Consider the following 19,970-nt stretch of genomic DNA (forward strand, 5'->3'; position numbering starts at 1 on the left):
GAAATCCGCCATTCGACGCCACGACATTTCCGCACTTTCGGTCGCCCTGCCCCAATTCCCGTCGATCAGGCGCCCTGACCCTCACACCCGGCTTGCCTCCCAAGGGCGAAATGGCTATGTGCGCGACCGTCCGGCGAGCAGGTTCTCGCGGAGGAAGGCGCGGAGGACTCCTCTCGCGCCCTTTTCGCATTTTAGCGTTGAGTCCCTCCTCCGCAGCGTCTGCCCTTCGGATGCCGCGTCGGCGTTCGGTCGCCGCGGCGTTTTGGCCAAGACCACCGGAGACAACCGGTTGGCCGGAAACAGTTGATTAGGAACACTATTTTTATGGCCACTACGGCAAACCCGACGCGCGACGATTTCGCGAAAATGCTCGAAATGACCCTCGGTGACGCCGATGGTTTCGAAGGCCGCGTGGTGCACGGCACCGTCACCGGCATCGAAAACGACATGGCCGTCATCGACGTCGGTCTGAAGAGCGAAGGCCGCGTGCCGCTGCGTGAATTCGCCGCGCCGGGTCAGAAGGCCGACCTGAAGGTCGGCGACGAAGTCGAAGTGTTCGTCGACCGCGTCGAGAATGCCAATGGCGAAGCGATGCTGTCGCGCGACCGCGCGCGCCGCGAAGCCGCTTGGGACAAGCTCGAAGCCGAATTCGTCCAATCGGCCCGCGTCGAAGGCGTCATCTTCGGCCGCGTCAAGGGTGGCTTCACCGTCGACCTCGACGGCGCCGTGGCGTTCCTGCCCGGCTCGCAGGTCGATATCCGCCCGGTCCGCGACGTCCAGCCGCTGATGGACATCCCGCAGCCCTTCCAGATCCTGAAGATGGACCGCAAGCGCGGCAACATCGTCGTGTCGCGTCGCGCGGTGCTCGAAGAGACCCGCGCCGAGCAGCGTTCGGGCCTCATCCAGAGCCTGCATGAGGGCCAGATCATCGACGGCGTGGTCAAGAACATCACCGATTACGGTGCGTTCGTCGACCTGGGCGGCATCGACGGCCTGCTCCACGTCACCGACCTCAGCTACAAGCGCGTCCAGCACCCGAGCGAGGTCCTGAACATCGGCGACACCGTCAAGGTTCAGATCATCCGCATCAACAAGGACACGCAGCGCATCTCGCTCGGCATGAAGCAGCTCGAGAGCGATCCGTGGGATGGTGCCGCCGCCAAGTATCATGTCGGCGCGAAGATGACCGGCCGCGTGACCAACATCACCGAGTACGGCGCGTTCGTCGAGCTCGAAGCGGGCATCGAGGGCCTGGTCCACGTCTCCGAAATGAGCTGGACCAAGAAGAACGTCCATCCGGGCAAGATCGTCTCGACCAGCCAGGAAGTCGATGTCGTCGTGCTCGAGGTCGACGAGGACAAGCGCCGCATCTCGCTCGGCCTCAAGCAGGCCCAGGCCAATCCGTGGGAAGCGTTCGCCGCTGCTCATCCGGTCGGCTCGACGGTCGAGGGCGAAGTCAAGAACGCCACCGAATTCGGCCTGTTCATCGGCCTCGACAACGACGTCGACGGCATGGTCCACATGTCGGACATCGCCTGGGGCATTTCGGGCGAGGATGCGCTCAACCTGCACCGCAAGGGTGAGATGGTGAAGGCGATCGTGCTCGACATCGACGCCGAGAAGGAGCGCATCTCGCTCGGCATGAAGCAGCTTGAGCGTGGCGGCCCCTCGGCCGCGGTCGTCTCGGGCGCCGGCGACAAGCTCAACAAGAACTCGATCGTCACCGTGTCGGTGCTCGAAGTCCGCGACGCGGGCCTCGAGGTTCAGGTTGGCGAGGATGGCGCCACCGGCTTCATCAAGCGCACCGATCTCGGCCGCGACCGCGACGAGCAGCGTCCGGAGCGCTTCCAGGTCGGCCAGAAGTTCGACGCCATGGTCACAGGCTTCGATCGTTCGAAGAAGCCGACCTTCTCGGTCAAGGCGATGCAGATCGCCGAAGAGAAGCAGGCCGTCGCGCAATACGGTTCGTCCGATTCGGGCGCATCTCTGGGCGACATCCTGGGCGAAGCGCTCAAGGCCCGCGACACCAAGAAGTAAGACACAGATTGGGTAGCATCCTGAGGATGCTACCCTTTTTGTTGCAATTTAACTGTCGAATCGGTCCTATTGCGTTCGACTGATTTTCTTTATGATGTACGTCGGTGGGGGCCCTTTTTCCGTGAGGGGGAATTCTCGGGAAACGGGTAGTCGATGGAGAAGACCGGGAATGCCCCGGTGGTCCTTCGATTCTGGGGAGACCGTGTTCGTATGATTCGTTCGGAACTGATTCAAAAACTGGCAGAAGCCAATCCCGATCTTGCGCTCCGCGATGTCGAAGCGATCGTCACGACGTTCTTCGATGAGATTTCGCGGCGCTTGGCGGCCGATGGCCGCGTCGAGCTGAGGGGCTTCGGCGCTTTTTCGACCCGCGCGCGCGGCGCGCGCACCGGCCGCAACCCGCGGACGGGCGAAGTAGTGGAAGTCGACGCCAAGCGCGTTCCCTATTTCAAGCCCGGCAAGGAAATGCGCGTCCGGCTCAACGTTTGAGCCAAGGCGGCCTGGTTCAAGCGCTGCGAAGCGTAGCTTGAACCAGGACTCGCCGCAGGCCGGCCGGCAGGCGCTCCGCGTCTGACCGACGTCACGCGATTCACTCGCGTGACGGCACCCTCGCCTTCCAACTCCCGGCTTGACCCAGACGCGCGCCTGAGCGACCTGTGCCGCGACGCGGACGTGGCGAAATTGGTAGACGCACGGGACTTAAAATCCCTCGCCCTATGGGTGTGCGGGTTCGAGTCCCGCCGTCCGCACCAGATTTGGTAGACTGGCGCGCGACCGACGCGCGAGCAACTCGCGTTAATCATAAAATAGTGTCGGGTCGTTAGCGCGGACCCTGATGGAGCCGCGCGCAGATATCCCCGGCAATGCCTCGGCCGTTCCCCGACTGGCGCGGCTTGACGGGCTGCGTGGCATCGCCGCGTGCGTCGTCGCCGGATATCACCTCCAGATTTTCTATTATAACGGCCTCAGCGACTTCTTCGGCGGCGTCGCCGGCTGGCTCTTTCGATGGGGCTGGACCTTCGTCGATCTGTTCTTCCTGATCTCCGGCTACATCTTCGCCCATGTCTATCGCGGCGGCGCGGACCTGCGCACCGCGCGCCAGTTCGGCGACTTCGCCGTGGCGCGCGTCGCGCGGCTCTATCCGCTTCACCTCACCATGTTGCTGATCGTGGCGGTGCTGGATTGGGGAAGGCCGGAAAACACGCTCCCGATCTTCCTGTGCCATTTGTTCATGCTGCAAGGGATCGTGCCCGGGGCCGATAGCGGATTCGTCGGACCGAGCTGGTCGATCTCGGTCGAAATCCTCTGCTACTTCCTGTTCGCCCTGGCCGCCGGTTCGGGCAAGCGCGCGGTCACCTGGGTTTCGGTGGCCCTGGCCGTGCTCATCGTGGCGAAACTCGCCCTGCTCGGATTGCCCGGTGGGCCCTGGGGCGCCGACTATCTGATCGGCGGGGTGCTCGGCTTCTTCATCGGTCAGCTGATGTGGCAGCATCGCGAGATACTGGCGCGGGTGCCGACCATCGTCCTAGTCCCGGCATTGGCGATCGGCGCGACGATCAATGTCGGCTCTTTCAGTCCATTGCTGCCGCTGGACCTGCTGGCCTGGCCGTCGGCGTTGTTGCTTGTGTTACGCATCAAGACGTTCGAAACGCGCCCGTTATTGTGGCTGGGGGACCGCAGCTATGGCATCTATCTGGTCCATTATCCGGTCCTGAACCTCTTTTTCGCCGCGCTCGGCAAGTCGCACGCCAGCTGGATAGGTGTCATCGCTCTCTATGTGACCTTCTCGATCGTCGTTTTGGCGCTGGCGAATGTGGCGCTCCATCTGGTCGAGCGTCCCGGCCGCAGAGCGGTGCGCGCGGCGTGGGCCAAGCGCCATCCGTCGCCTCCGCTTGGCGGTTCGGTTGCGGCCTATCAGGCGGCGGACAGCAATCCTTAGCGATGATCCTGCTTTGGTCATGGCGAGCCCCGTGACTAGGTAAACCCAATCTATCGTTCATCGGCGGCGGGCAAGAGGCCGGATGCCACGGGAGCCAAAGCCAATCGTTTTGCCAAGGCGCTGTCTGAAATTGGGCCGGGAGCCGACTGGCAACTTCCGGGCTTGTAACTTGAGAAGGTGACCAAAAATTGCACAGCCTGGTGCGGTGGAAGTGGTAGTTCAATTCTCACCGGCAGCACCATTTTCTCGGTACTAGGTAGCAAGCGCATCAAGTGCGGTTCTAGCGCTTATCCGTCCCCTTGTCGGCACAGATGACTGCCCGCAGCGTCTCGTTCTCGATCGATACGCAGCGCCGGCCCCGCCAGACATGGTCGCGCAGGCGGCAACCGGCGTTGCGGTGCGGCCCGAAGCGCGGGCCCGTGTCCTTCATGATGCTGGAAGTTCCTCTATTTGTGGCGTCGAAAGCGACGTGCTGAACGTCGCATAGCTGGATGCGTGCATCGGAAGACGATCGTTCGCGTGAAGTTTGCTACCCGACTAGCGACGGCATTCCCGGGCGGCGGACGGTACGGAGGACCGCGAAGAGGGGCTGGCGCCGGGCGGGGCTAGCCTCACTCCATCGCGACAAATCCGCCCCCGTATGCAACGCATCAGCCCGTCTGGGTGAACTGAACGTCATCGACCTTGATCCACTGATTGGCGCCAGCGGTTGAGGTGAAGGCGATGGTCGCCGATTTGCTGGTCACGGCGATGTTATCGATGGTGATGAGCGTCCAGCTATTCGTCGTCGGAAAGGTGACCGTGCGCTCGGTTCCGCCAAAGTTCAGCACGCGCATCAGCGCCTGCGCCTGACCGCCGGAGCTCTTGACGCGCGCAGTCAGCCGGTAGGTGCCATTCGGAATGAACTTCAGATTCTGCTTGGTCGTCACCTGATAGGCTGCGTTGGACATCTGAACGAGAGCACGGTTGCCGTTGTAAAAGTCGTCCGTCACCAGATAGCTGGCGGCCTTGTCGTAATTCTCTATCCAGGCCGGGGGATTCCACAGCGCGAACGCGTTGTTGGGGGTCGCATCGAAGCTGCCGTTGCCGAGCAGATTGGCACCGGTGAAGGGCTTGTTGTAATAACGGAAATAATCGAAATCGCTGTATCCCGGTAGCGCCCCGAGGTTCGACGGATTTGCCGTGCGGATCGCGGTGAGCCAAAAGGTCTGCGGCGTGAAGACGTAGCCGTTAGTGGTGTTGTCGATGGTGAACTTGAGCACGCCGTTGACGTAGAATTTGGTATAGGTCGGCGTGTACTCGAACCCGTATACGTTCCAGTCGCTATAGTTGACGCCCATCAGCGCACCGTTTCGCGCCCCCAGCCGGTGACTGGTTTCCCCGGCCGCCTGGACGAAGTCGCCCATGTCCATGCTGTCCGGCGAATTATGTTCGAACGCATCGATCTCGTAGAGTTGGTTGTTTTCGGGCTGCAGGGCGGCGTCGATATCCTGATCGATCTTCGGGTCGCCGCCGGCGCCCGAGAGGTCGCGGCGAATGCCCATCGACCAGAAGGATGTATGCAACCCGGTCGTGCCGCCGAAGAGACGGGCGCGGATCTCGTAATAGCCATAGCCGAAGTTGTTGCGCGACATGATACCGCCGCCGGTATAGTCCGACACACCGTCGCCGTTCACATCCTCGTAGCCGAACCTCAGTCGCAGGCTGCTGCCGTCGAGCGAGACGTTCTGGGATCGGACATAGCCGCCGGCATAGGGCTCGGCGATGCGATAATACCAGTCATTGGTGTTGAGGGCGGTCGCGTTGAACTCATCGGCATAGGCCAATGAATATCCCGCAGGTGGCGCCGCCGACGCCGCCTCGGGCCACCCGATGTCATAAGCCCCCGCCATCGCGACCATTGCAAGTGGGCAGCTGACCGACGCCTTCAGGATATGCCGCATAGTTCTCTCCCTTCGATGAAGCGCCATGCCGGCTCCTGTCGGTTCTCGAAGCGCCGAGTAATATTTGACGCTTTTTTAGCAACGAGTCAATTCGACCGAATTTTCTTCCGAGAGAAATCTATCTATTCTAAACTATGATTTACGCGCTCGCCTTCCCATTTTTATTGCTTATATCGCAATGCATGGAGAGTGAACGCTCCAGCGAATGGAAGAACTCTCTTTAGAGCTCAAGCCGCAAGCCAGCCGTCACTAAGACGGAATCGATGGAGCGGGGTTCGCCCGGAGCGAGTGTCGCGGTATGGCAACCTGGCTTTCTGACCCAGCCGTGAAAGTCAGGGGTTGCAGCCAGGCTGACCAACGCCGACGATGGACCGCAAAGAATTATCCTTTAGGGCGAAGAGAGACTTGGCCGCGGCCTCAGAACGCTAAAGCCCCGTCACGTATTCTCGCCTTTTAAGCTTCGGGGAATGGAGCGTGCGCGGCGCCAATTCAGCTCGGTCGCGATGGCGGAATTTGGGACGGGAGCCGACTGGCAACTTCCAGGCTTGTAACTTGAGAAGCTGACCAAAAATTGCACGGCCTGGTGCGGTGGAAGTCGTAGTTCAATTCTCAACGGCAGCACCATTTTGTCGGTACTAGGTAGCAAGCGCACCAAGTGCGGTTCTAGCGCTTAAGCAAGTCCGTTACGTTAGGTTCGGCGCGCTTCGGGCACAGCGTATACGGGTCGATCGAACACGGTCTGGCGATAGGCGTCCGCGTCCAAGAAAATCAGAACGCTTTCGTCATCTGTGCGGACCGTCAGACTTGCATCCCAATCCTCGTAGACCTCACCGGCACACAAAATCACGGTCTCAGCTCCAATCCGAACCTGAATGTTCTGTAGCCGATCGTCATCGTCGAGCGACCAGTCAATCGCACTGATCTCTCCTTTCGGAAACTCGTTCATCTCTCGAAGCCGAAATGGCAGCGCTAGCAATTCGGCTTTCGGCGACAGCTGTTCGCTCGCAATACTCGGCCATAGCGGGAATGACTCGTCGTCCTGGGTATTCAGCACATGCAGGATTGTGCCGTCCGTGAAATTAATTTCGAGCGTCATCGCCTGTGCAAAAGGCAGTTTAGGATCGGAGAAGTACGGCGCTTCGTCGGGGCCGTAGATCGCCAATTCATGCACGCGGGTACTGGCGACGATTTTGCCCACGCAACCCCGCAGCGCCGCCGTCCATTGGTAAGTCCAAGAGGTTGCGCTAGGTGCCGGCCAGTCGCCCATTGGCAGACTCTTGCGCGGTTCGGCCCGCGCCCGCAAGAGAGCATTTCCTACGCTATCCAGCACACTAGGGAGAAGCCATCGTCATGGAGTATCGCAGATCGCCCTAGCTTGCTCTGACCCGGACACGCGCAAGCCCGACCAGCACCCTCGTCTCCTAACTATCGATCATCACCCCCGAGTAGGCCTCGTCCTCGAGCGCCCTGCCCGCTCCTACGGCCACGCTGGTCAGGGGATCTTCGGCAACGATGACCGGCACGCCCGTCGCCTCGGCCAGCGCGTCGCTGATGCCGGTCAGCAGCGAGCCGCCTCCGGTCATGACGATACCGTGATCATGGATGTCCGACGCGAGTTCCGGCTCGGTGGCGCCGAGGGTGCGCAGCACGGTCTCGATCACCTGATCGACGAGGTCGCTGAGCGGCCCGGCGATGTCGCCCTGGCAGATGTCGATCTCGCGCGGCACGCCATTGACCTGATCGCGGCCGCGTACGGCCATGACGAGCCCGCGCCCGTCCTCCGGCATCCGCGCGATGCCGATCTCCATCTTGATCCGCTCCGCCGTCGTCTCGCCGATGACCAGATTGTGGTTGCGGCGAATGCTCGACGCGATGGCATCGTCCATCTTGTCGCCGCCGACGCGTGCCGATGCATGATGCACGAGGTTGCCGAGCGAGAGGACCGCGACCTCGGTCGTGCCGCCGCCGATGTCGACGATCATCGTGCCGACCGGATCGTTGATCGACAGTCCCGCACCGATTGCAGCCGCCATCGGCTCCTCGATCAGGCGAACCCGGCGCGCGCCGGCATTGGTCCCGGCTTGCCGTATCGCCCGCCGCTCGACCTGAGTCGCGCCCGAGGGAATGCAGACCAGAATGTCGGGCCGGCGCGGGAGCCGCGAGGGGCCGCCATGCGCCTTGTCGATGAACGCCTTGATCATCTGTTCGGCGATATCGACGTCGGCGATGACGCCGTCGCGCATCGGACGCACGGTCGAGGTGCCCTGCGGCGTCCGCCCGATCATCAGCTTGGCTTCCATTCCGAACGCCCGCAATCGCTTCAAGCCGTCGATCAGCTCGATCGCGACGACCGATGGTTCGTTGAGCACGATGCCCCGGCCCCGCAGGTAAACGATGGTATTCACCGTGCCGAGGTCGATCGCCATGTCGTTGGAGGTCGTGGAAAGAAAGCGGGGTACGCGCATGATTACTCGATCTTCAGGAGGCGCGAGAACGTCCGCGCATCATTGTCCGGCGTTCGGCTCGTCATAGAGGGCGGCGAGCCGGTCGACTTCCGCAATGAGCCCTCCCTGCTCATTAAGCCACCATTGAGTCGCACCGGGCATCGGGTGGCCAACACGCCCCGTCGCGCATTGTGGCAACCGATGCTAACCCCGGGGCTGCTGAAAGACGCGCGTTATGGCGTCATGGCCGTTCGAAATGCCGGCGGGGATGGAGGTGAGAATGGCACGAAAGGATTTCGACCCGGCCAGCGTTCGGCCGGATGGGCGCCCGGCGTCACGAGCAACCTTGTTTGACCCCAAGGGAGAAGGACCGTGGAGAGGATCGGTTGCGGGACTGGACCTCGACGGGCCGGTCACGGTGCTTGCTTATGGCACCGACGAGATCGGCGTAGGGCCGCGCCTGCATGTTCATCCGTATGACGAGACCTTCATCGTAATACAGGGCCGCGCCCGCTTCTTCGTAGGCGACATCGTGATCGACGCTTCTGCCGGAGAGGTCGTGCTCGGTCCGGCGGGGGTGCCGCACAAGTTCGAGAATCTGGGGCCGGGCCGCCTTCAGACGATCGACATCCACCACTCCCCGCAATGGATTCAGACCGACCTGGAGTAGCTCGCCTGCAGGTGCGGTCGAGGCCGCCCGACCTCTGCACGGACGTTCGCGCCCGCCGCCATTGGGCCCGCGGCTATTGGGCCCGCCGCCGTCGGGATCGTCAGGACCTGCCTTGGCCAGAGCGGAACTCGGGGTGGGCGTTGCCCACCCCGAGGCGCTTACATGCCGTCGACGGCCTTGCTGACCATAACGTTCACCGCGACGCGACGGTTCTGCGCCTTGCCGGCGGCGGTGTCGTTGGGGGCCGCCGGATCCGCTTCGGACATCCCGGTCGGGGTCAGCATGCGATAGGGCTTCCAGTGGCACGCCTGCTGGAGATAATTGACGACGCGGCTGGCGCGCTTCTCGCTGAGCGATTGGTTCAAATCCTGGCTGCCGGTGGAATCGGTGTAACCGACGACGAGAAGCAGGGCGTTGTTCATGCCTTCGGCTTGCTGTGCGGCGGCGCAGAGATCGGCCTTCGCCTGGGGCGACAGATCCGCCCTGCCGGTGGCGAAGGTCACGTTGGTCGTGCCCTTGACGTTATACTGATCGATATCGGCCACGCGGCCGCGCAGCGCCTCGGTCGCCGCTGCCTGTTCGCCGAAGCGCTGGTCGGTACCGTTGCGGATCATCGACGCGGTCCGCAGATCCTTGCTCTTGAGCGCGATCTGGTCCGCGACGAGGCCGCCGCCCCATTGTACGGTCTTGATGCTGACCGGCAGGCCGTTGAGCAGTCGGTCGGCGGCAAGCTTGTTGCTCCGGATGCCGAGCAGGCCGCCCTTGGACTTGATCCGGGTTGCGTCGCTGAGCAGGACAACCGTCTTGGCTCCGCCGGCGGTGGTCACTTGCATCTTCTGGTCATTGCGCGCCGAAATGAAGCCTTCGACCTCGGGGCCGTCCGGCATCCCGGACAGATCGGCGGGCACGGTGCCGTTCACGGTGATGTCAGGGTTGGCGGGCGCCGCAGCGGGGGCCGGAGCGGTATCCTGCGGGGTCTGCTGCGCATGCACGCCAGCCGACATCGTGCCGGTAAGCAGGGCGAGCATGAAAAGCATTCTGGGGGTTTTGGAAATGGCAGTCATCGCATTGCTCCTTGAAATCTAACCAGTCGGACTTCGGTGGTCGCACGTATCGTCCGGCCGTCCTCTCCGTGTTGCCCATCGGGCAGTTTGCGCGCGCCACACCAATTTCCCTCCGGACGTGCAACGCGCAGCCGTACGCGAACATCAGGGAGGTGCTGGGTGTTCGGGCCAACCTTTCTCGCAGATGAACGACGCACGTGCCCCAGCCGCTCTCAGGGACGATTGGAGCGCATTGCGCGGCGAGCCGATGAATCGCGTTGCACCACAGCGCACTAGTTCGCGCGCCCCGGCCGACCTCGATTGCGGGAAGATCGGGCACAACAGTCGAAGATCTATTTTCCGGTAATTCGCCGACATGCCGGACGGTCGAATGTCGGCGCGCTTATCAGTCATCGCGTCCGGATTGGGGGACACGGACTATCGCGACCAATTTCATGACCTAATCAGGCGCGCACGGAAACTTTCAGCAACTTTAAATTAGTTGGAACTTGAATGCTTTATGCCTGGGACCTTGTCGTCCTTCTTCCCGGCGGACGTTCGGTCCCGTCGTCGGCAGCATGGCGCAGGCGCAAGGAGTTTGGCACAAGACCGGAATGACCGCGCTTCGCCGCATCCCCGCCCTGCTGCTCCTGCTGCTCGCGTCGTGCAATCCGCGCCCCGACACCGGGCCGGTCGTGGTGAGCGCGATCGGCGGGCGGCCCTCCTATCCCGACATCAACAAGCGCCCGGCCGATACCACGCAGCGCCTGCTACTGGACTCGACCGCGCAAGGGCTGGTGCGCTTCGACGCGAGCGGTCAGATCGAGCCAGGGCTGGCCGAGCGCTGGATAGTAATCGATCAGGGCCGCACCTATATTTTCCGCCTGCGCGAGGCGGAATGGAGCAATGGTGGCAAGATCACCGCGGCGGACGTCGCCATCATCCTGAAGCGCGCTATCGCTCCGCAATCGCGCAATCCGTTGAAGCCGTTCCTGACCGCGATCGACGACATCGTGGCGATGACCGACCAGGTTATCGAGGTGCGGCTCAGCCGGCCGCGTCCCGATCTGCTCAAGCTGTTCGCCCAGCCCGAATTGGCCGTGCGGCGCGAAAATCCGCCGGGCGGGAGCGGTCCGTTCCGGGTGTCCGCGGCCGCCGCCAATTCGGTGATGGTGCGTCCAGCCTTCGATCCGGCACGGTCGCCCGACGATGAGGTCGCCGAACCCGGCCCCGAACAGAACGTCCAGCTGATCGGAGAAAGCGCCGCGCGCGCGGTGCTGCGCTTCACCCACAAGGATTCGGATTTCGTGGCCGGCGGGTCGGTCGGCGACTGGCCGCTGATCGCGATGACCAAGGTCGCGCCGACGAATATCCGGCTGGATCCCGCCGCCGGGCTGTTCGGCCTGGCGGTCGTCAGGCGGGACGGCTTTCTCGCCGCAGCGGCCGGACGCGCCGCGATTGCCGAGGCGATCGATCGCACGGCATTGATTGCTGCTTTCACGCCCGATTGGGGGCAGCCGGTCGAGCGGCTGTTGCCCGACAAGCTCGATTCCGCGAGCGCGCCATCAGTCTCCTCCTGGGCGACGCTGACGTCCGATGCCCGCTTGGCCGACGCCCGCCAGCAAGTGGCGGCCTATCGCCTCGCCAACCCGGGAGAGATCGCGTTGCGCGTGGCGCTGCCCGATACCCCGGGGGGTAACGTGCTGTGGGGCCAGATCGGCGCGCGGCTGGCGGCGATCGGGATCCGGCCGATCCGCGTCGCGATGCGCGCCGACGCGGACCTGCGGCTGGTCGACGAGGTCGCGCCCTATGACAGCGCGCGCTGGTATCTCGCCACCGCTTGCGTGCTGTGCAGCGACGACGCCCAAGCCGCGCTGACCGCCGCGCGCGATGCCCCGACCCTGACCGAGCGCGCCACGCACATCGCTGAGGCGGATGCCGCGCTGGCGGCCGATATCGCCTTTATCCCGATCGCTACGCCCTTGCGCTGGTCGCTGGTCTCGCTGCGGCTGCAGCAATGGCAGGGGAACCCGCGGGCGTGGCACCCGTTGAATCGACTACGGAACGACACCAACTAGACTGGACCATGGCCAACACGACCCGTATCCCCCGTCCCGATATCAGCCAGATCGTCCCGATGGGGCGTGATGCCGCCTCCGTGCGCAAGCGTATCGAGGGGTTGGAGCATCTGCTCGAAGGATTGTTCACGATCCCCGGCACCAAGCAGAAATTGGGACTCGACGTGATCCTGGACCTGGTCCCCGGCATCGGCGACCTGGTCGGCGCGGCGCTGGGATCGTACATGGTATGGGAAGCGCGCAACCTGGGCATGTCGAAAACCCAGATGGCGCGGATGTTCGGAAATGTCGGCGTCGACTTCGCGCTGGGGCTGATCCCCTGGGTGGGCGCGGTGCCCGACTTCTTCTTCCGTTCGAACAGCCGCAATCTGAAGATCATCCGCAAGCATCTCGACAAGCACCACCCGTCGACGGCGGTGGTCGAGGGTTAGCCGCGGGCGCAACGGCCCGGCGCCGTCTCAAACACGAATGCGCATTTGATATTCAAACTCCCCTCCCTGAACAGGGAGGGCCTGGGGGTGGGCGCGCGCGTCTGCGCGCTCTCAAAAACTCAAATTCCGCCGAGCAAAATAGCATCGGACGAGGCATCGAGCCTCGCCCGATGCTCACCCACCCCTTGATCCCCTCCCTTACAGGGAGGGGAAAATCTGGACGGCGATCTGCCAAATAGTATTGGAAACCTCAGCGCCGCCCGCGCCAGATCTTGAGCCGCGCATTCCCTGGAAGCCCGCCGGTATTCGGCTTGCAGCGTTCGTAAGCAAAGCGCCGATCGAGACACAGCCATAGCTCGTCGAGCCAGCCGCTCTTCGCGGTGACGCGGACCGCGCTGGCGGGAATGCCCGGGTTGGACGCGGCGAACGCCGCCGCGAACTGGCCGACGGTCAGCGGGTGGCGCGACAGCGCGTCCATATCGGGATAGCGAAGCTTGGCGTACATCGCGCTCGACCGCGCGAAATAGGCAGCCGGGGTCGTTCCCATGCAGGTGCCGTGCTTCGCCCATTCGTGCTGGATCAATTGCGCCGATGGGGTCGTGCAGAGCATTCCCTTGATCACTGCCGGCGGCACGAGATCGGTTGCGGTGCAATATTGCGGCCAGTCCTTGCCGACACCGTCAGGCCACAGGCCGTGCAGCGTGAACCCGAACCGGTTGCCGCTTCCGCACTGAAAGCGCGCCGCGGGCGTAAACCCGCCGTTGCGGCAGAATTGCGGACCCCAGGTGATCGCCAGCGTATAGCCGCCGATCGGCAGCACGCGCTGCGGCTGATCGGCCGTCGGCAATTCCGGGTTGGGCCGCGGCGGGTTGGCGCTCGGCGTACAAATCAGCGCCTGCGCGTTGGCCACGCCCGGCAATGAGACGAGCATCGCAGTAGCGAACGACAGAGGCAGTTTCACGCTGATGCTCCAAACCAGGCCACGGCGTCGCGGCGGAAAAGGAAGAAGACCGCGATCGTGGTCAGCACCAGCGAAGCGACAGCCAAGCCCAGCGGAACCGCAGCCGGTGCCGCGCCGACGGCGAGCGAAAAGACGAACCCGACCAGCCCCAGCGCATAGAATATGACGATCGCCCAACGCGCGACATTGCTGCGTGCGCGCGCGGTGAAATACCAGAGCAACAGCCACAAGGTGAAGGTGAAGACGGTGAGCAGCGCCGGAAACCAGGGACCGAGCATCTGCTTGACCTGTATGGTCTGCGAGTTGGTATTGGTATCCGCCCAGGTCAGAGCAGTATTCACCACCTCGACCAGCACCGATCCCAGATAGAAAAGTTCGAACAGCCGGATCGACTTCGGTCTAACCATGAAATCCCCCTAAACCCCTGATATCCTTATAATGGTCAGCCGATCGCCGCGAAATCAAGGCCGATATCCGCCGCCGGCGCCGACTGGGTCAGCCGGCCGACGCTGATATAGGTCACGCCGGTTTCGGCGATCGCGCGGATCGTGTCGAGGCGCACGCCTCCCGATGCCTCGGTCGGCACGCGCCCGCCGACCAGGGTCACCGCCCCGCGCAGGGTCGGCACGTCCATATTGTCGAGCAGCAAATGGGTCGCGCCCGCCGCCAGCGCCGGCTCGATTTGGTCGACGCGATCGACCTCGACGATGATCCGCTCGATCCCGGCGGCGACGGCGCGGCGCACCGCCTCGGCGACCGATCCGGCCACTGCGACGTGATTGTCCTTGATCATCGCCGCATCCCACAGGCCCATGCGATGATTGGTCGCGCCACCCATCCGCGTGGCGTATTTCTCGAGCAGCCTGAGCCCCGGAATGGTCTTGCGCGTGTCGAGCAGGATGGCGCCGGTGCCGGAGATCTTGTCGACATAAGCGCGCGTCATCGTGGCGATGCCCGACAGATGCTGGATAGTATTGAGCGCCGAGCGTTCGGCGGTGAGCATCGCGCGGCCCATGCCTTCGAGGCGCATCAGGTCGGTGCCGGCGGCAACGCGCTGACCATCGGAAACCAGCCGCTCGATCGCCACGTCCGGATCGAGCGCACGAAAGAACGCCTCGGCGATCGGCAGGCCCGCGACGACGATCGCGTCGCGGCTGTCCATCACGCCGGTGAAGCGCGCTTCGGCCGGGATGACAGCAGCGGAGGTAATGTCCCCGCCCTCGCCCAGATCCTCAGCGAGCGTGGCGCGAACGAAAGCGGAGAGGTCGAAACCGGGCAGGTCGAACATGACCATGCTGGTAGCGCGCCGCGATCGGACGCGCGACCCCATAATCGTCAGGCCGCCGCTTCCGCGACCGCCGCTACCGCGCCGTCCGGACGCCTCTTTCCGATCGTGGCGAAGCGCGCGTTGATCCATTTCCGCGCCGGAGTCTCGACCAGGAACAGGATGGCGATCGAGAGCGCGAGATCGATCGGATATTGCAGCATGAGCAGCGACCGTCCGCCGGCGATGGCGCGCAAGGCGAAATTGACCGGCTCGTGGATGATATAGAGGGCATAGCTCGCCGCCCCCAACAGCATGAAGCCACGCGTGTTCATCAATCGCGTGAACGGCGCCCGCGGTGCGTTGACCAGCCCCAGGATGACCAAGGTCGCCAGGATCACGGCGCAAGCGGCCTGCAAGCCGAACGAATCCTGGCCGAGCACAAGGACGAATACGAGCAATGAAAGCTCGGGCGGGATCGGCAGCGCGCGAACGCCGCGGAGCGCCTGCCACTCGGCCAGCAACATGCCGGCGAAAAATTCGGGCAGACGCAACACCGGCAGCGGCAGGTAGTTCATCCACGCGAAACGCTGCACTTCCGTGGGCGGGTCGACGCTGCCGGTGACGATCGCGAACACCGCCACCAGGGCCACGCCGGCGAACAGAAGGTAGCGCGGGGCGCGTTCGACCAGGCCGCACAGCAGCGGAAAGCAGAGATAGAAGAAGAACTCGACCGACAGCATCCAGGCCGGCGGGTTCCAGTTCTGCCATCCCCAGGTGTTGCCGAGCGTCGCCCAGCACTGGATCAGCGCGAATTGCGGCAAGGCGCTCCACGCCGCCACGGCATAGGCAGGCGCCATCAGCAGGACGCCGATCAGATAGACGGGATAGATTCGCGCGACCCGCGAGACGCCGTAGCGCCGCCACGCTCCCGGCTCGCTCAGCCGCCCGCGATACAGTGTCTGCAGGATGAAGCCCGAGAGCACGAAGAAGAAGCCCAAGGCCATCTGGGCGTGCAGCGCGGAATTGGCGAGTATCTTGGGTGCCCAGGGCTGCGCCGAAAGCCAGGTCGATCCCGAATGATGAAATACCGTCGCCGCGACGGCGATGAACCTGATTCCCACCAGCGGCCGCAATACGGCCGTACGCGCTTCCCGATCGTCCACTATTGGTCCCCCCGGCCCCAACTAGCGTCATCCCGTGCCGTGCGCATCGATCCAGGTCAATCGGCGCAGGTCGATTTTGAATTTAGGGCCAAAAACCTTTGTCTCCGGCCATATTCCAGGCAAGATCGATGACGAGGCGCGGGAGCGGCCGACCCTGTCGCGAAAGGGAGAGAGACCGAGATGACCGCCTATATCGCCCTGCTCCGAGCTGTGAATGTCGGGGGGACCGGCAAGCTGCCGATGACCGAATTGACGGCGATGTGCGAAGCGGCCGGGTTCGAGAAGGTGAAGACCTTTATCGCCAGCGGCAATGTCGTCTTCACCTCGAACAAGAGCGAGAAAGCGGTGAAAGCTGCACTCGAGGCCGCGATGGAAAAATATGCCGGCAAACCGGTCGGGGTGATGGTGCGCACCGCCGCCGAAATGGCGGCGGTACGCGACGCCATTCCGTTTCCCGATGCCCCGGGCAATCGCGTTGCCGCCACGTTCCTGGATGAGGCGCCGCCCAAGGACGCTCTCGCGAAGGCGACCAATGTCGATGGCGAGGAAATGGCACTCGGCGAGCGCGAGATATACATCCGCTACACCGATCACGGCATGGGCAATTCGAAGCTCAAAATCCCTGCCGCCAAGTCGGGCACCGCACGCAACATGAACACGGTGGCAAAGCTCGCGGAGATGGCCGGCAAGTTGTAGGGTCCGTCCTCATCAGGTCGGGGTCGATCGGATGCGATCTTCCACGCCCGGACCAGCAGGCCGCGCATGTCCGCTTGAAGCCGGGCGAGCACTCGGACACACTTGCTCCTCGGGCGCGGAGAACGAGCGATGGCGAAGAAGACGGACGGCGGCGACGCGCTCCAGCTCGGGCTGGTCCGGCTCCAGCAGGCGATGGTCGAGAGCGGCGAGCGCGCGGTGATCGTGCTCGAGGGGCGCGACGCCTCGGGCAAGGACGGCACGATCAAGGCGATCACCGAACATCTGTCGGTGCGCAACACGCGGGTGGTCGCCCTGCCCAAGCCGAGCGACCGCGAGCGCACGCAATGGTTCTTCCAACGCTATGTCGCGCATCTGCCGGCGGCGGGCGAACTCGTGATCTTCAACCGCAGTTGGTACAATCGGGCCGGCGTCGAGGTGGTCAATGGCTTCTCGATGGTCGAGGAGCAGGCCCAGTTCCTGCGCGACGTGCCGGGGTTCGAGCGGATGCTGGTCGAGAGCGGTATCCGGCTGGTCAAATTGTGGCTCGACATATCGAAGGACGAACAGGCCGCGCGGCTGAAGGATCGACGCACCGATCCGCTCAAGGCGCTCAAAATCTCGCCGCTGGACGACGTCGCGCAGAAGAAGTGGGACGATTATACCCAGGCGCGCAACACGATGCTCGCGATGACAGACTGCGACGCCGCGCCCTGGACCTGCGTCCGCGCTAACGCGAAGAAGAAGGCGCATAGGGCGATCATTCGGTATCTGCTCCGGACGTTGGGCACTGCGCGGGTGTCCGACAATATCAAGGCGCCGGATGCCAAGGTGCTGTTTGGCTATGAGGCCGAGGCTGTGGAGGATGGGAGGCTGGAGCGATAATCAGCTAGCCGGGATGATGAACGCGCCACCATCCGATCGAAAACCTCCCCCCTCCAGCTCAACCCAGTCCGGCGCCATTTTGAGAGCAATAAGCTCATTCGGGTCGGAGATCATTTGAGCAAGAGCTTCCTGCGCCTTGCGCGCTGCGACGACCACTTCCCTCCACCGATCATCGGCCAGGATTGAATCGCAATCGCGGGCATCGTTATTCGGAGGACAATATCTCTCGGCCAAGCGATGGAACGGTAGCATCAGCTGATATTCCGCATCGGTCATGTAGCCGTACGGCAACCATCGTTCGATCTCATTGCCCGGGAAGAAGGTATCGTCGAAATAGCCAGCCATGCACTCGACGTACGAATAATAGGGGTTATCCTCGCGATCCAACCAGCGCCGCTGAGTATTTTCATCGGCAAAGTATCTTAGCGCCCCCAACCACCGCTGCCGCCACATTGTTCGGGTCTGCTCGGCCGTTCGCTCGAAGATGCCACCGGGTGATTTCGTCGCCTTGTGACGACGCCCAAGAAGGAAGTCGATCAGGCCGAAGCGTTTCAATCCCCGGTTACCTTCGCCGGCCCCAGATCGCCCATGCCGACGGTCCCGCTCGCCATCGCGAGCATCGCATCGAGGCTCTTCTTCGCCTTGAGACGGAGGTCCTCCTCCATCTCGATCCGCGGTTCGAGATCGCGCAACGCGACGTAGAGCTTCTCCATCGTGTTGAGCGCCATATACGGGCAGATGTTGCAGTTGCAGTTACCGTCCGCGCCCGGCGCGCCGATGAAGTGCTTGTTCGGCAGCGCCTTTTCCATCTGGTGGATGATGTGCGGCTCGGTCGCGACGATCAGCGTGTCGCCTTGGAATTCCTGCGCATATTTCAGGATGCCGCTGGTCGAACCGACATAATCGGCATGGTCGAGGATCACCGCCGGGCATTCCGGATGCGCGGCGACCGGGGCGCCGGGATGCTGCGCCTTGAGCTTGAGCAATTCGGTCTCGCTGAATGCCTCGTGCACGATGCACACGCCCGGCCACAGGATCAGGTCGCGGCCGGTCTTGCGCGCGAGATAGCCACCGAGATTGCGATCGGGGCCGAAGATGATCTTCTGGTCCTTGGGGATCTGACTGAGGATCTTTTCCGCCGACGAACTGGTGACGATGACGTCGCTCAATGCCTTCACCGCCGCCGAGCAGTTAATGTAGGTCAGCGCGATCGCGTCGGGATGCTGCGCGCGGAACGCCGCGAATTGTTCGGGCGGGCAGCTGTCCTCCAGGCTGCAGCCGGCGTTCATGTCGGGCAGCACCACGATCTTTTCGGGCGACAGGATCTTCGCCGTCTCGGCCATGAAGCGCACGCCGCAGAACGCGATGACATCGGCGTCGGTCGCCTGCGCCTTGCGGCTGAGGTCGAGGCTGTCGCCGACAAAGTCGGCAATGTCCTGGATTTCGGGCTTCTGGTAATAATGCGCCAGGATGACGGCGTTGCGTTCCTTGCGCAGCCGATCGATTTCGGCGCGCAAATCGAGGCCCGTGAGGTTGGTCCGCTGTTCCATGATCCGCTCCGCCAAGTGTCGGCGCCCACATGGCCCCGGGCGGGGAGCGGATCAACCCATCAGGTGATGCGTCAGGCTGAGCATCGGCGGACTAAACGCGATCGGGCGCATCAACGCCACCACTATAGTGATCGCGCCGAACCCCCAGAAATAGGCCGGATGCACCTTACCGCGGGTGCGCAGGTCATAGATCATCGCGACCGCGACATAGACCAGCATCACTGCCCAGATGCCCCAAAGGATCCATGTCCCCATCAACGGCAGCGGCAACAGGCGCCCGACGCCCGGCGTCATGACCTGGATCGCGCCGCACAGCATCAGCCGGCGATGCCAGTCGGTCCGTCCTCGCATCGCCACGCCGGCGAGAGTCAATCCGGCAAAGGTCAGCACGGTCAGCCAGTCCATCACCAGGAAGACATTGGGCTCGAAGAACGGCGGAATGCGGTGGTTTATCGCCGTCAGAGTATTCACGCTGAGCCCGACCAGTACCATCCAGCCGACATAAAAAGCGGCGACGCGGCCGAGCCGACGGTGGAGCGTCAATTCCCCGCGCCAGATCAGGAAGTTCTGCGCCAGATAGATGCCGATCCAGCCCATGAACGTCAGGCCGTGGACGTGCACCCACCACGGCGCGCCAAAGCTCGAGCGGCCCATCGCCAGTTGAAGCGAAAAGCCGCTGATGACGGTCGCCGCGATCACCAGCGCCATGACGAAGAAGAACAGGCGCTCCCGGACGAGCGGATGCATCTGCGTGTCGGCTGCAGTGGCCATGATTTCCCCCCGGAAAATGTTGGCGACGATTTAGCAGTATTACTGGCGATGCACTAGGGAGAGAGCGAGAGCGGTCTGCGAATTCCTCCCCGGCA

General features: G+C 63.3%; 20 protein-coding genes and 1 tRNA gene. 9 read left to right on the top strand and 12 right to left on the bottom strand.

The features are described from left to right. The first annotated feature begins 324 nt into the window (after window positions 1-324). From rpsA to SPR01S_RS04015, 4 genes are all read left to right on the top strand, one after another. The gene (gene rpsA / locus SPR01S_RS04000) at window positions 325-2,037 is read left to right on the top strand and encodes a 30S ribosomal protein S1 (RefSeq protein ID WP_066585255.1); all 1,713 of its coding nucleotides are present in this window, start codon (window positions 325-327) and stop codon (window positions 2,035-2,037) included. A gap of 210 nt (window positions 2,038-2,247) precedes the next feature. After that, entirely contained in the window at window positions 2,248-2,526 is a 279-nt protein-coding gene (gene ihfB, locus SPR01S_RS04005) for an integration host factor subunit beta (protein ID WP_066585257.1), read from the top strand. 177 nt (window positions 2,527-2,703) lie between these two features. After that, window positions 2,704-2,789: transfer RNA gene (locus SPR01S_RS04010), tRNA-Leu, on the top strand. 83 nt (window positions 2,790-2,872) lie between these two features. After that, a complete protein-coding gene (locus tag SPR01S_RS04015; RefSeq protein WP_066585260.1) occupies window positions 2,873-3,976 on the top strand; it encodes an acyltransferase family protein in 1,104 nt (367 codons plus the stop codon). Between the two features lie 280 nt (window positions 3,977-4,256). Here SPR01S_RS04015 and SPR01S_RS21450 read toward each other — a convergent pair whose 3' ends face one another. The 4 genes from SPR01S_RS21450 to SPR01S_RS04030 all read right to left on the bottom strand — a co-directional run bounded on the left by SPR01S_RS21450 (window position 4,257) and on the right by SPR01S_RS04030 (window position 8,384). Beyond that, window positions 4,257-4,406: a hypothetical protein gene (locus tag SPR01S_RS21450; RefSeq protein WP_157081924.1), complete on the bottom strand. Its 150-nt coding sequence runs from the start codon at window positions 4,404-4,406 to the stop codon at window positions 4,257-4,259. Window positions 4,407-4,626: 220 nt separating this feature from the next. Continuing rightward, window positions 4,627-5,919, bottom strand: coding sequence for a glycoside hydrolase family 16 protein (locus SPR01S_RS04020; protein ID WP_066585265.1), 1,293 nt, complete (start codon window positions 5,917-5,919; stop codon window positions 4,627-4,629). A gap of 688 nt (window positions 5,920-6,607) precedes the next feature. Then, entirely contained in the window at window positions 6,608-7,186 is a 579-nt protein-coding gene (locus SPR01S_RS04025) for a hypothetical protein (protein ID WP_157081925.1), read from the bottom strand. A gap of 154 nt (window positions 7,187-7,340) precedes the next feature. Further along, window positions 7,341-8,384, bottom strand: coding sequence for a rod shape-determining protein (locus tag SPR01S_RS04030; protein WP_066585268.1), 1,044 nt, complete (start codon window positions 8,382-8,384; stop codon window positions 7,341-7,343). Window positions 8,385-8,643: 259 nt separating this feature from the next. Between SPR01S_RS04030 and SPR01S_RS04035 the strand changes: the two genes are divergently transcribed. After that, a complete protein-coding gene (locus tag SPR01S_RS04035) occupies window positions 8,644-9,033 on the top strand; it encodes a cupin domain-containing protein (RefSeq protein ID WP_066585343.1) in 390 nt (129 codons plus the stop codon). 158 nt (window positions 9,034-9,191) lie between these two features. On the opposite strand, the gene SPR01S_RS04040 is transcribed toward SPR01S_RS04035, so the two are convergent. After that, window positions 9,192-10,097, bottom strand: a complete 906-nt coding sequence (locus SPR01S_RS04040) for an OmpA family protein (protein WP_066585271.1) — start codon at window positions 10,095-10,097, stop codon at window positions 9,192-9,194. A gap of 593 nt (window positions 10,098-10,690) precedes the next feature. Here SPR01S_RS04040 and SPR01S_RS04045 point away from each other — a divergent pair. Together SPR01S_RS04045 and SPR01S_RS04050 are read left to right on the top strand one after the other, a co-directional pair. Then, entirely contained in the window at window positions 10,691-12,154 is a 1,464-nt protein-coding gene (locus tag SPR01S_RS04045) for an ABC transporter substrate-binding protein (RefSeq protein ID WP_066585274.1), read from the top strand. An 8-nt stretch (window positions 12,155-12,162) separates the two neighbouring features. Further along, the gene (locus SPR01S_RS04050; protein ID WP_066585276.1) at window positions 12,163-12,585 is read left to right on the top strand and encodes a DUF4112 domain-containing protein; all 423 of its coding nucleotides are present in this window, start codon (window positions 12,163-12,165) and stop codon (window positions 12,583-12,585) included. A gap of 250 nt (window positions 12,586-12,835) precedes the next feature. Here the strand turns inward: SPR01S_RS04050 and SPR01S_RS04055 are convergent, their stop codons facing one another. The 4 genes from SPR01S_RS04055 to SPR01S_RS04070 are packed head-to-tail and all read right to left on the bottom strand — an operon-like array spanning window position 12,836 to window position 15,976. After that, entirely contained in the window at window positions 12,836-13,516 is a 681-nt protein-coding gene (locus SPR01S_RS04055; RefSeq protein ID WP_066585279.1) for a ribonuclease T2 family protein, read from the bottom strand. Window positions 13,517-13,542: 26 nt separating this feature from the next. After that, window positions 13,543-13,953: a hypothetical protein gene (locus tag SPR01S_RS04060; RefSeq protein ID WP_066585290.1), complete on the bottom strand. Its 411-nt coding sequence runs from the start codon at window positions 13,951-13,953 to the stop codon at window positions 13,543-13,545. Between the two features lie 35 nt (window positions 13,954-13,988). Next, a complete protein-coding gene (nadC, locus tag SPR01S_RS04065; RefSeq protein ID WP_066585295.1) occupies window positions 13,989-14,840 on the bottom strand; it encodes a carboxylating nicotinate-nucleotide diphosphorylase in 852 nt (283 codons plus the stop codon). 41 nt (window positions 14,841-14,881) lie between these two features. Next, the gene (locus SPR01S_RS04070) at window positions 14,882-15,976 is read right to left on the bottom strand and encodes an acyltransferase family protein (RefSeq protein ID WP_169803372.1); all 1,095 of its coding nucleotides are present in this window, start codon (window positions 15,974-15,976) and stop codon (window positions 14,882-14,884) included. 180 nt (window positions 15,977-16,156) lie between these two features. On the opposite strand from SPR01S_RS04070, the gene SPR01S_RS04075 reads away from it, so the two are divergent. Beyond that, complete coding sequence (locus SPR01S_RS04075) at window positions 16,157-16,672, top strand: DUF1697 domain-containing protein (RefSeq protein ID WP_066585304.1); 516 nt, start codon at window positions 16,157-16,159, stop codon at window positions 16,670-16,672. 129 nt (window positions 16,673-16,801) lie between these two features. Then, entirely contained in the window at window positions 16,802-17,554 is a 753-nt protein-coding gene (ppk2, locus tag SPR01S_RS04080) for a polyphosphate kinase 2 (protein ID WP_066585307.1), read from the top strand. Here ppk2 and SPR01S_RS04085 read toward each other — a convergent pair whose 3' ends face one another. The 3 genes from SPR01S_RS04085 to SPR01S_RS04095 are packed head-to-tail and all read right to left on the bottom strand — an operon-like array spanning window position 17,555 to window position 19,875. Further along, a complete protein-coding gene (locus SPR01S_RS04085; protein WP_066585309.1) occupies window positions 17,555-18,109 on the bottom strand; it encodes a hypothetical protein in 555 nt (184 codons plus the stop codon). Next, window positions 18,106-19,104, bottom strand: coding sequence for a quinolinate synthase NadA (gene nadA / locus SPR01S_RS04090; RefSeq protein ID WP_066585312.1), 999 nt, complete (start codon window positions 19,102-19,104; stop codon window positions 18,106-18,108). The genes SPR01S_RS04085 and nadA overlap by 4 nt, the downstream gene beginning before the upstream one ends. A 51-nt stretch (window positions 19,105-19,155) precedes the next feature. Next, the gene (locus tag SPR01S_RS04095) at window positions 19,156-19,875 is read right to left on the bottom strand and encodes a hypothetical protein (RefSeq protein ID WP_066585315.1); all 720 of its coding nucleotides are present in this window, start codon (window positions 19,873-19,875) and stop codon (window positions 19,156-19,158) included. Between the last annotated feature and the right edge of the window lie 95 nt (window positions 19,876-19,970).

The organism is Sphingomonas pruni NBRC 15498, from assembly GCF_001598455.1.
Lineage (GTDB): Bacteria > Pseudomonadota > Alphaproteobacteria > Sphingomonadales > Sphingomonadaceae > Sphingomonas > Sphingomonas pruni.

Bases quoted from the DNA above. Each gene is read 5' to 3' on its own strand.
- rpsA (WP_066585255.1), top strand. From the start codon at position 325: ATGGCCACTACGGCAAACCCGACGCGCGACGATTTCGCGAAAATGCTC.
- ihfB (WP_066585257.1), top strand. From the start codon at position 2,248: ATGATTCGTTCGGAACTGATTCAAAAACTGGCAGAAGCCAATCCCGAT.
- SPR01S_RS04015 (WP_066585260.1), top strand. From the start codon at position 2,873: ATGGAGCCGCGCGCAGATATCCCCGGCAATGCCTCGGCCGTTCCCCGA.
- SPR01S_RS21450 (WP_157081924.1), bottom strand. From the start codon at position 4,406: ATGAAGGACACGGGCCCGCGCTTCGGGCCGCACCGCAACGCCGGTTGC.
- SPR01S_RS04020 (WP_066585265.1), bottom strand. From the start codon at position 5,919: ATGCGGCATATCCTGAAGGCGTCGGTCAGCTGCCCACTTGCAATGGTC.
- SPR01S_RS04025 (WP_157081925.1), bottom strand. From the start codon at position 7,186: ATGGGCGACTGGCCGGCACCTAGCGCAACCTCTTGGACTTACCAATGG.
- SPR01S_RS04030 (WP_066585268.1), bottom strand. From the start codon at position 8,384: ATGCGCGTACCCCGCTTTCTTTCCACGACCTCCAACGACATGGCGATC.
- SPR01S_RS04035 (WP_066585343.1), top strand. From the start codon at position 8,644: ATGGCACGAAAGGATTTCGACCCGGCCAGCGTTCGGCCGGATGGGCGC.
- SPR01S_RS04040 (WP_066585271.1), bottom strand. From the start codon at position 10,097: ATGACTGCCATTTCCAAAACCCCCAGAATGCTTTTCATGCTCGCCCTG.
- SPR01S_RS04045 (WP_066585274.1), top strand. From the start codon at position 10,691: ATGACCGCGCTTCGCCGCATCCCCGCCCTGCTGCTCCTGCTGCTCGCG.
- SPR01S_RS04050 (WP_066585276.1), top strand. From the start codon at position 12,163: ATGGCCAACACGACCCGTATCCCCCGTCCCGATATCAGCCAGATCGTC.
- SPR01S_RS04055 (WP_066585279.1), bottom strand. From the start codon at position 13,516: ATGCTCGTCTCATTGCCGGGCGTGGCCAACGCGCAGGCGCTGATTTGT.
- SPR01S_RS04060 (WP_066585290.1), bottom strand. From the start codon at position 13,953: ATGGTTAGACCGAAGTCGATCCGGCTGTTCGAACTTTTCTATCTGGGA.
- nadC (WP_066585295.1), bottom strand. From the start codon at position 14,840: ATGGTCATGTTCGACCTGCCCGGTTTCGACCTCTCCGCTTTCGTTCGC.
- SPR01S_RS04075 (WP_066585304.1), top strand. From the start codon at position 16,157: ATGACCGCCTATATCGCCCTGCTCCGAGCTGTGAATGTCGGGGGGACC.
- ppk2 (WP_066585307.1), top strand. From the start codon at position 16,802: ATGGCGAAGAAGACGGACGGCGGCGACGCGCTCCAGCTCGGGCTGGTC.
- nadA (WP_066585312.1), bottom strand. From the start codon at position 19,104: ATGGAACAGCGGACCAACCTCACGGGCCTCGATTTGCGCGCCGAAATC.
- SPR01S_RS04095 (WP_066585315.1), bottom strand. From the start codon at position 19,875: ATGGCCACTGCAGCCGACACGCAGATGCATCCGCTCGTCCGGGAGCGC.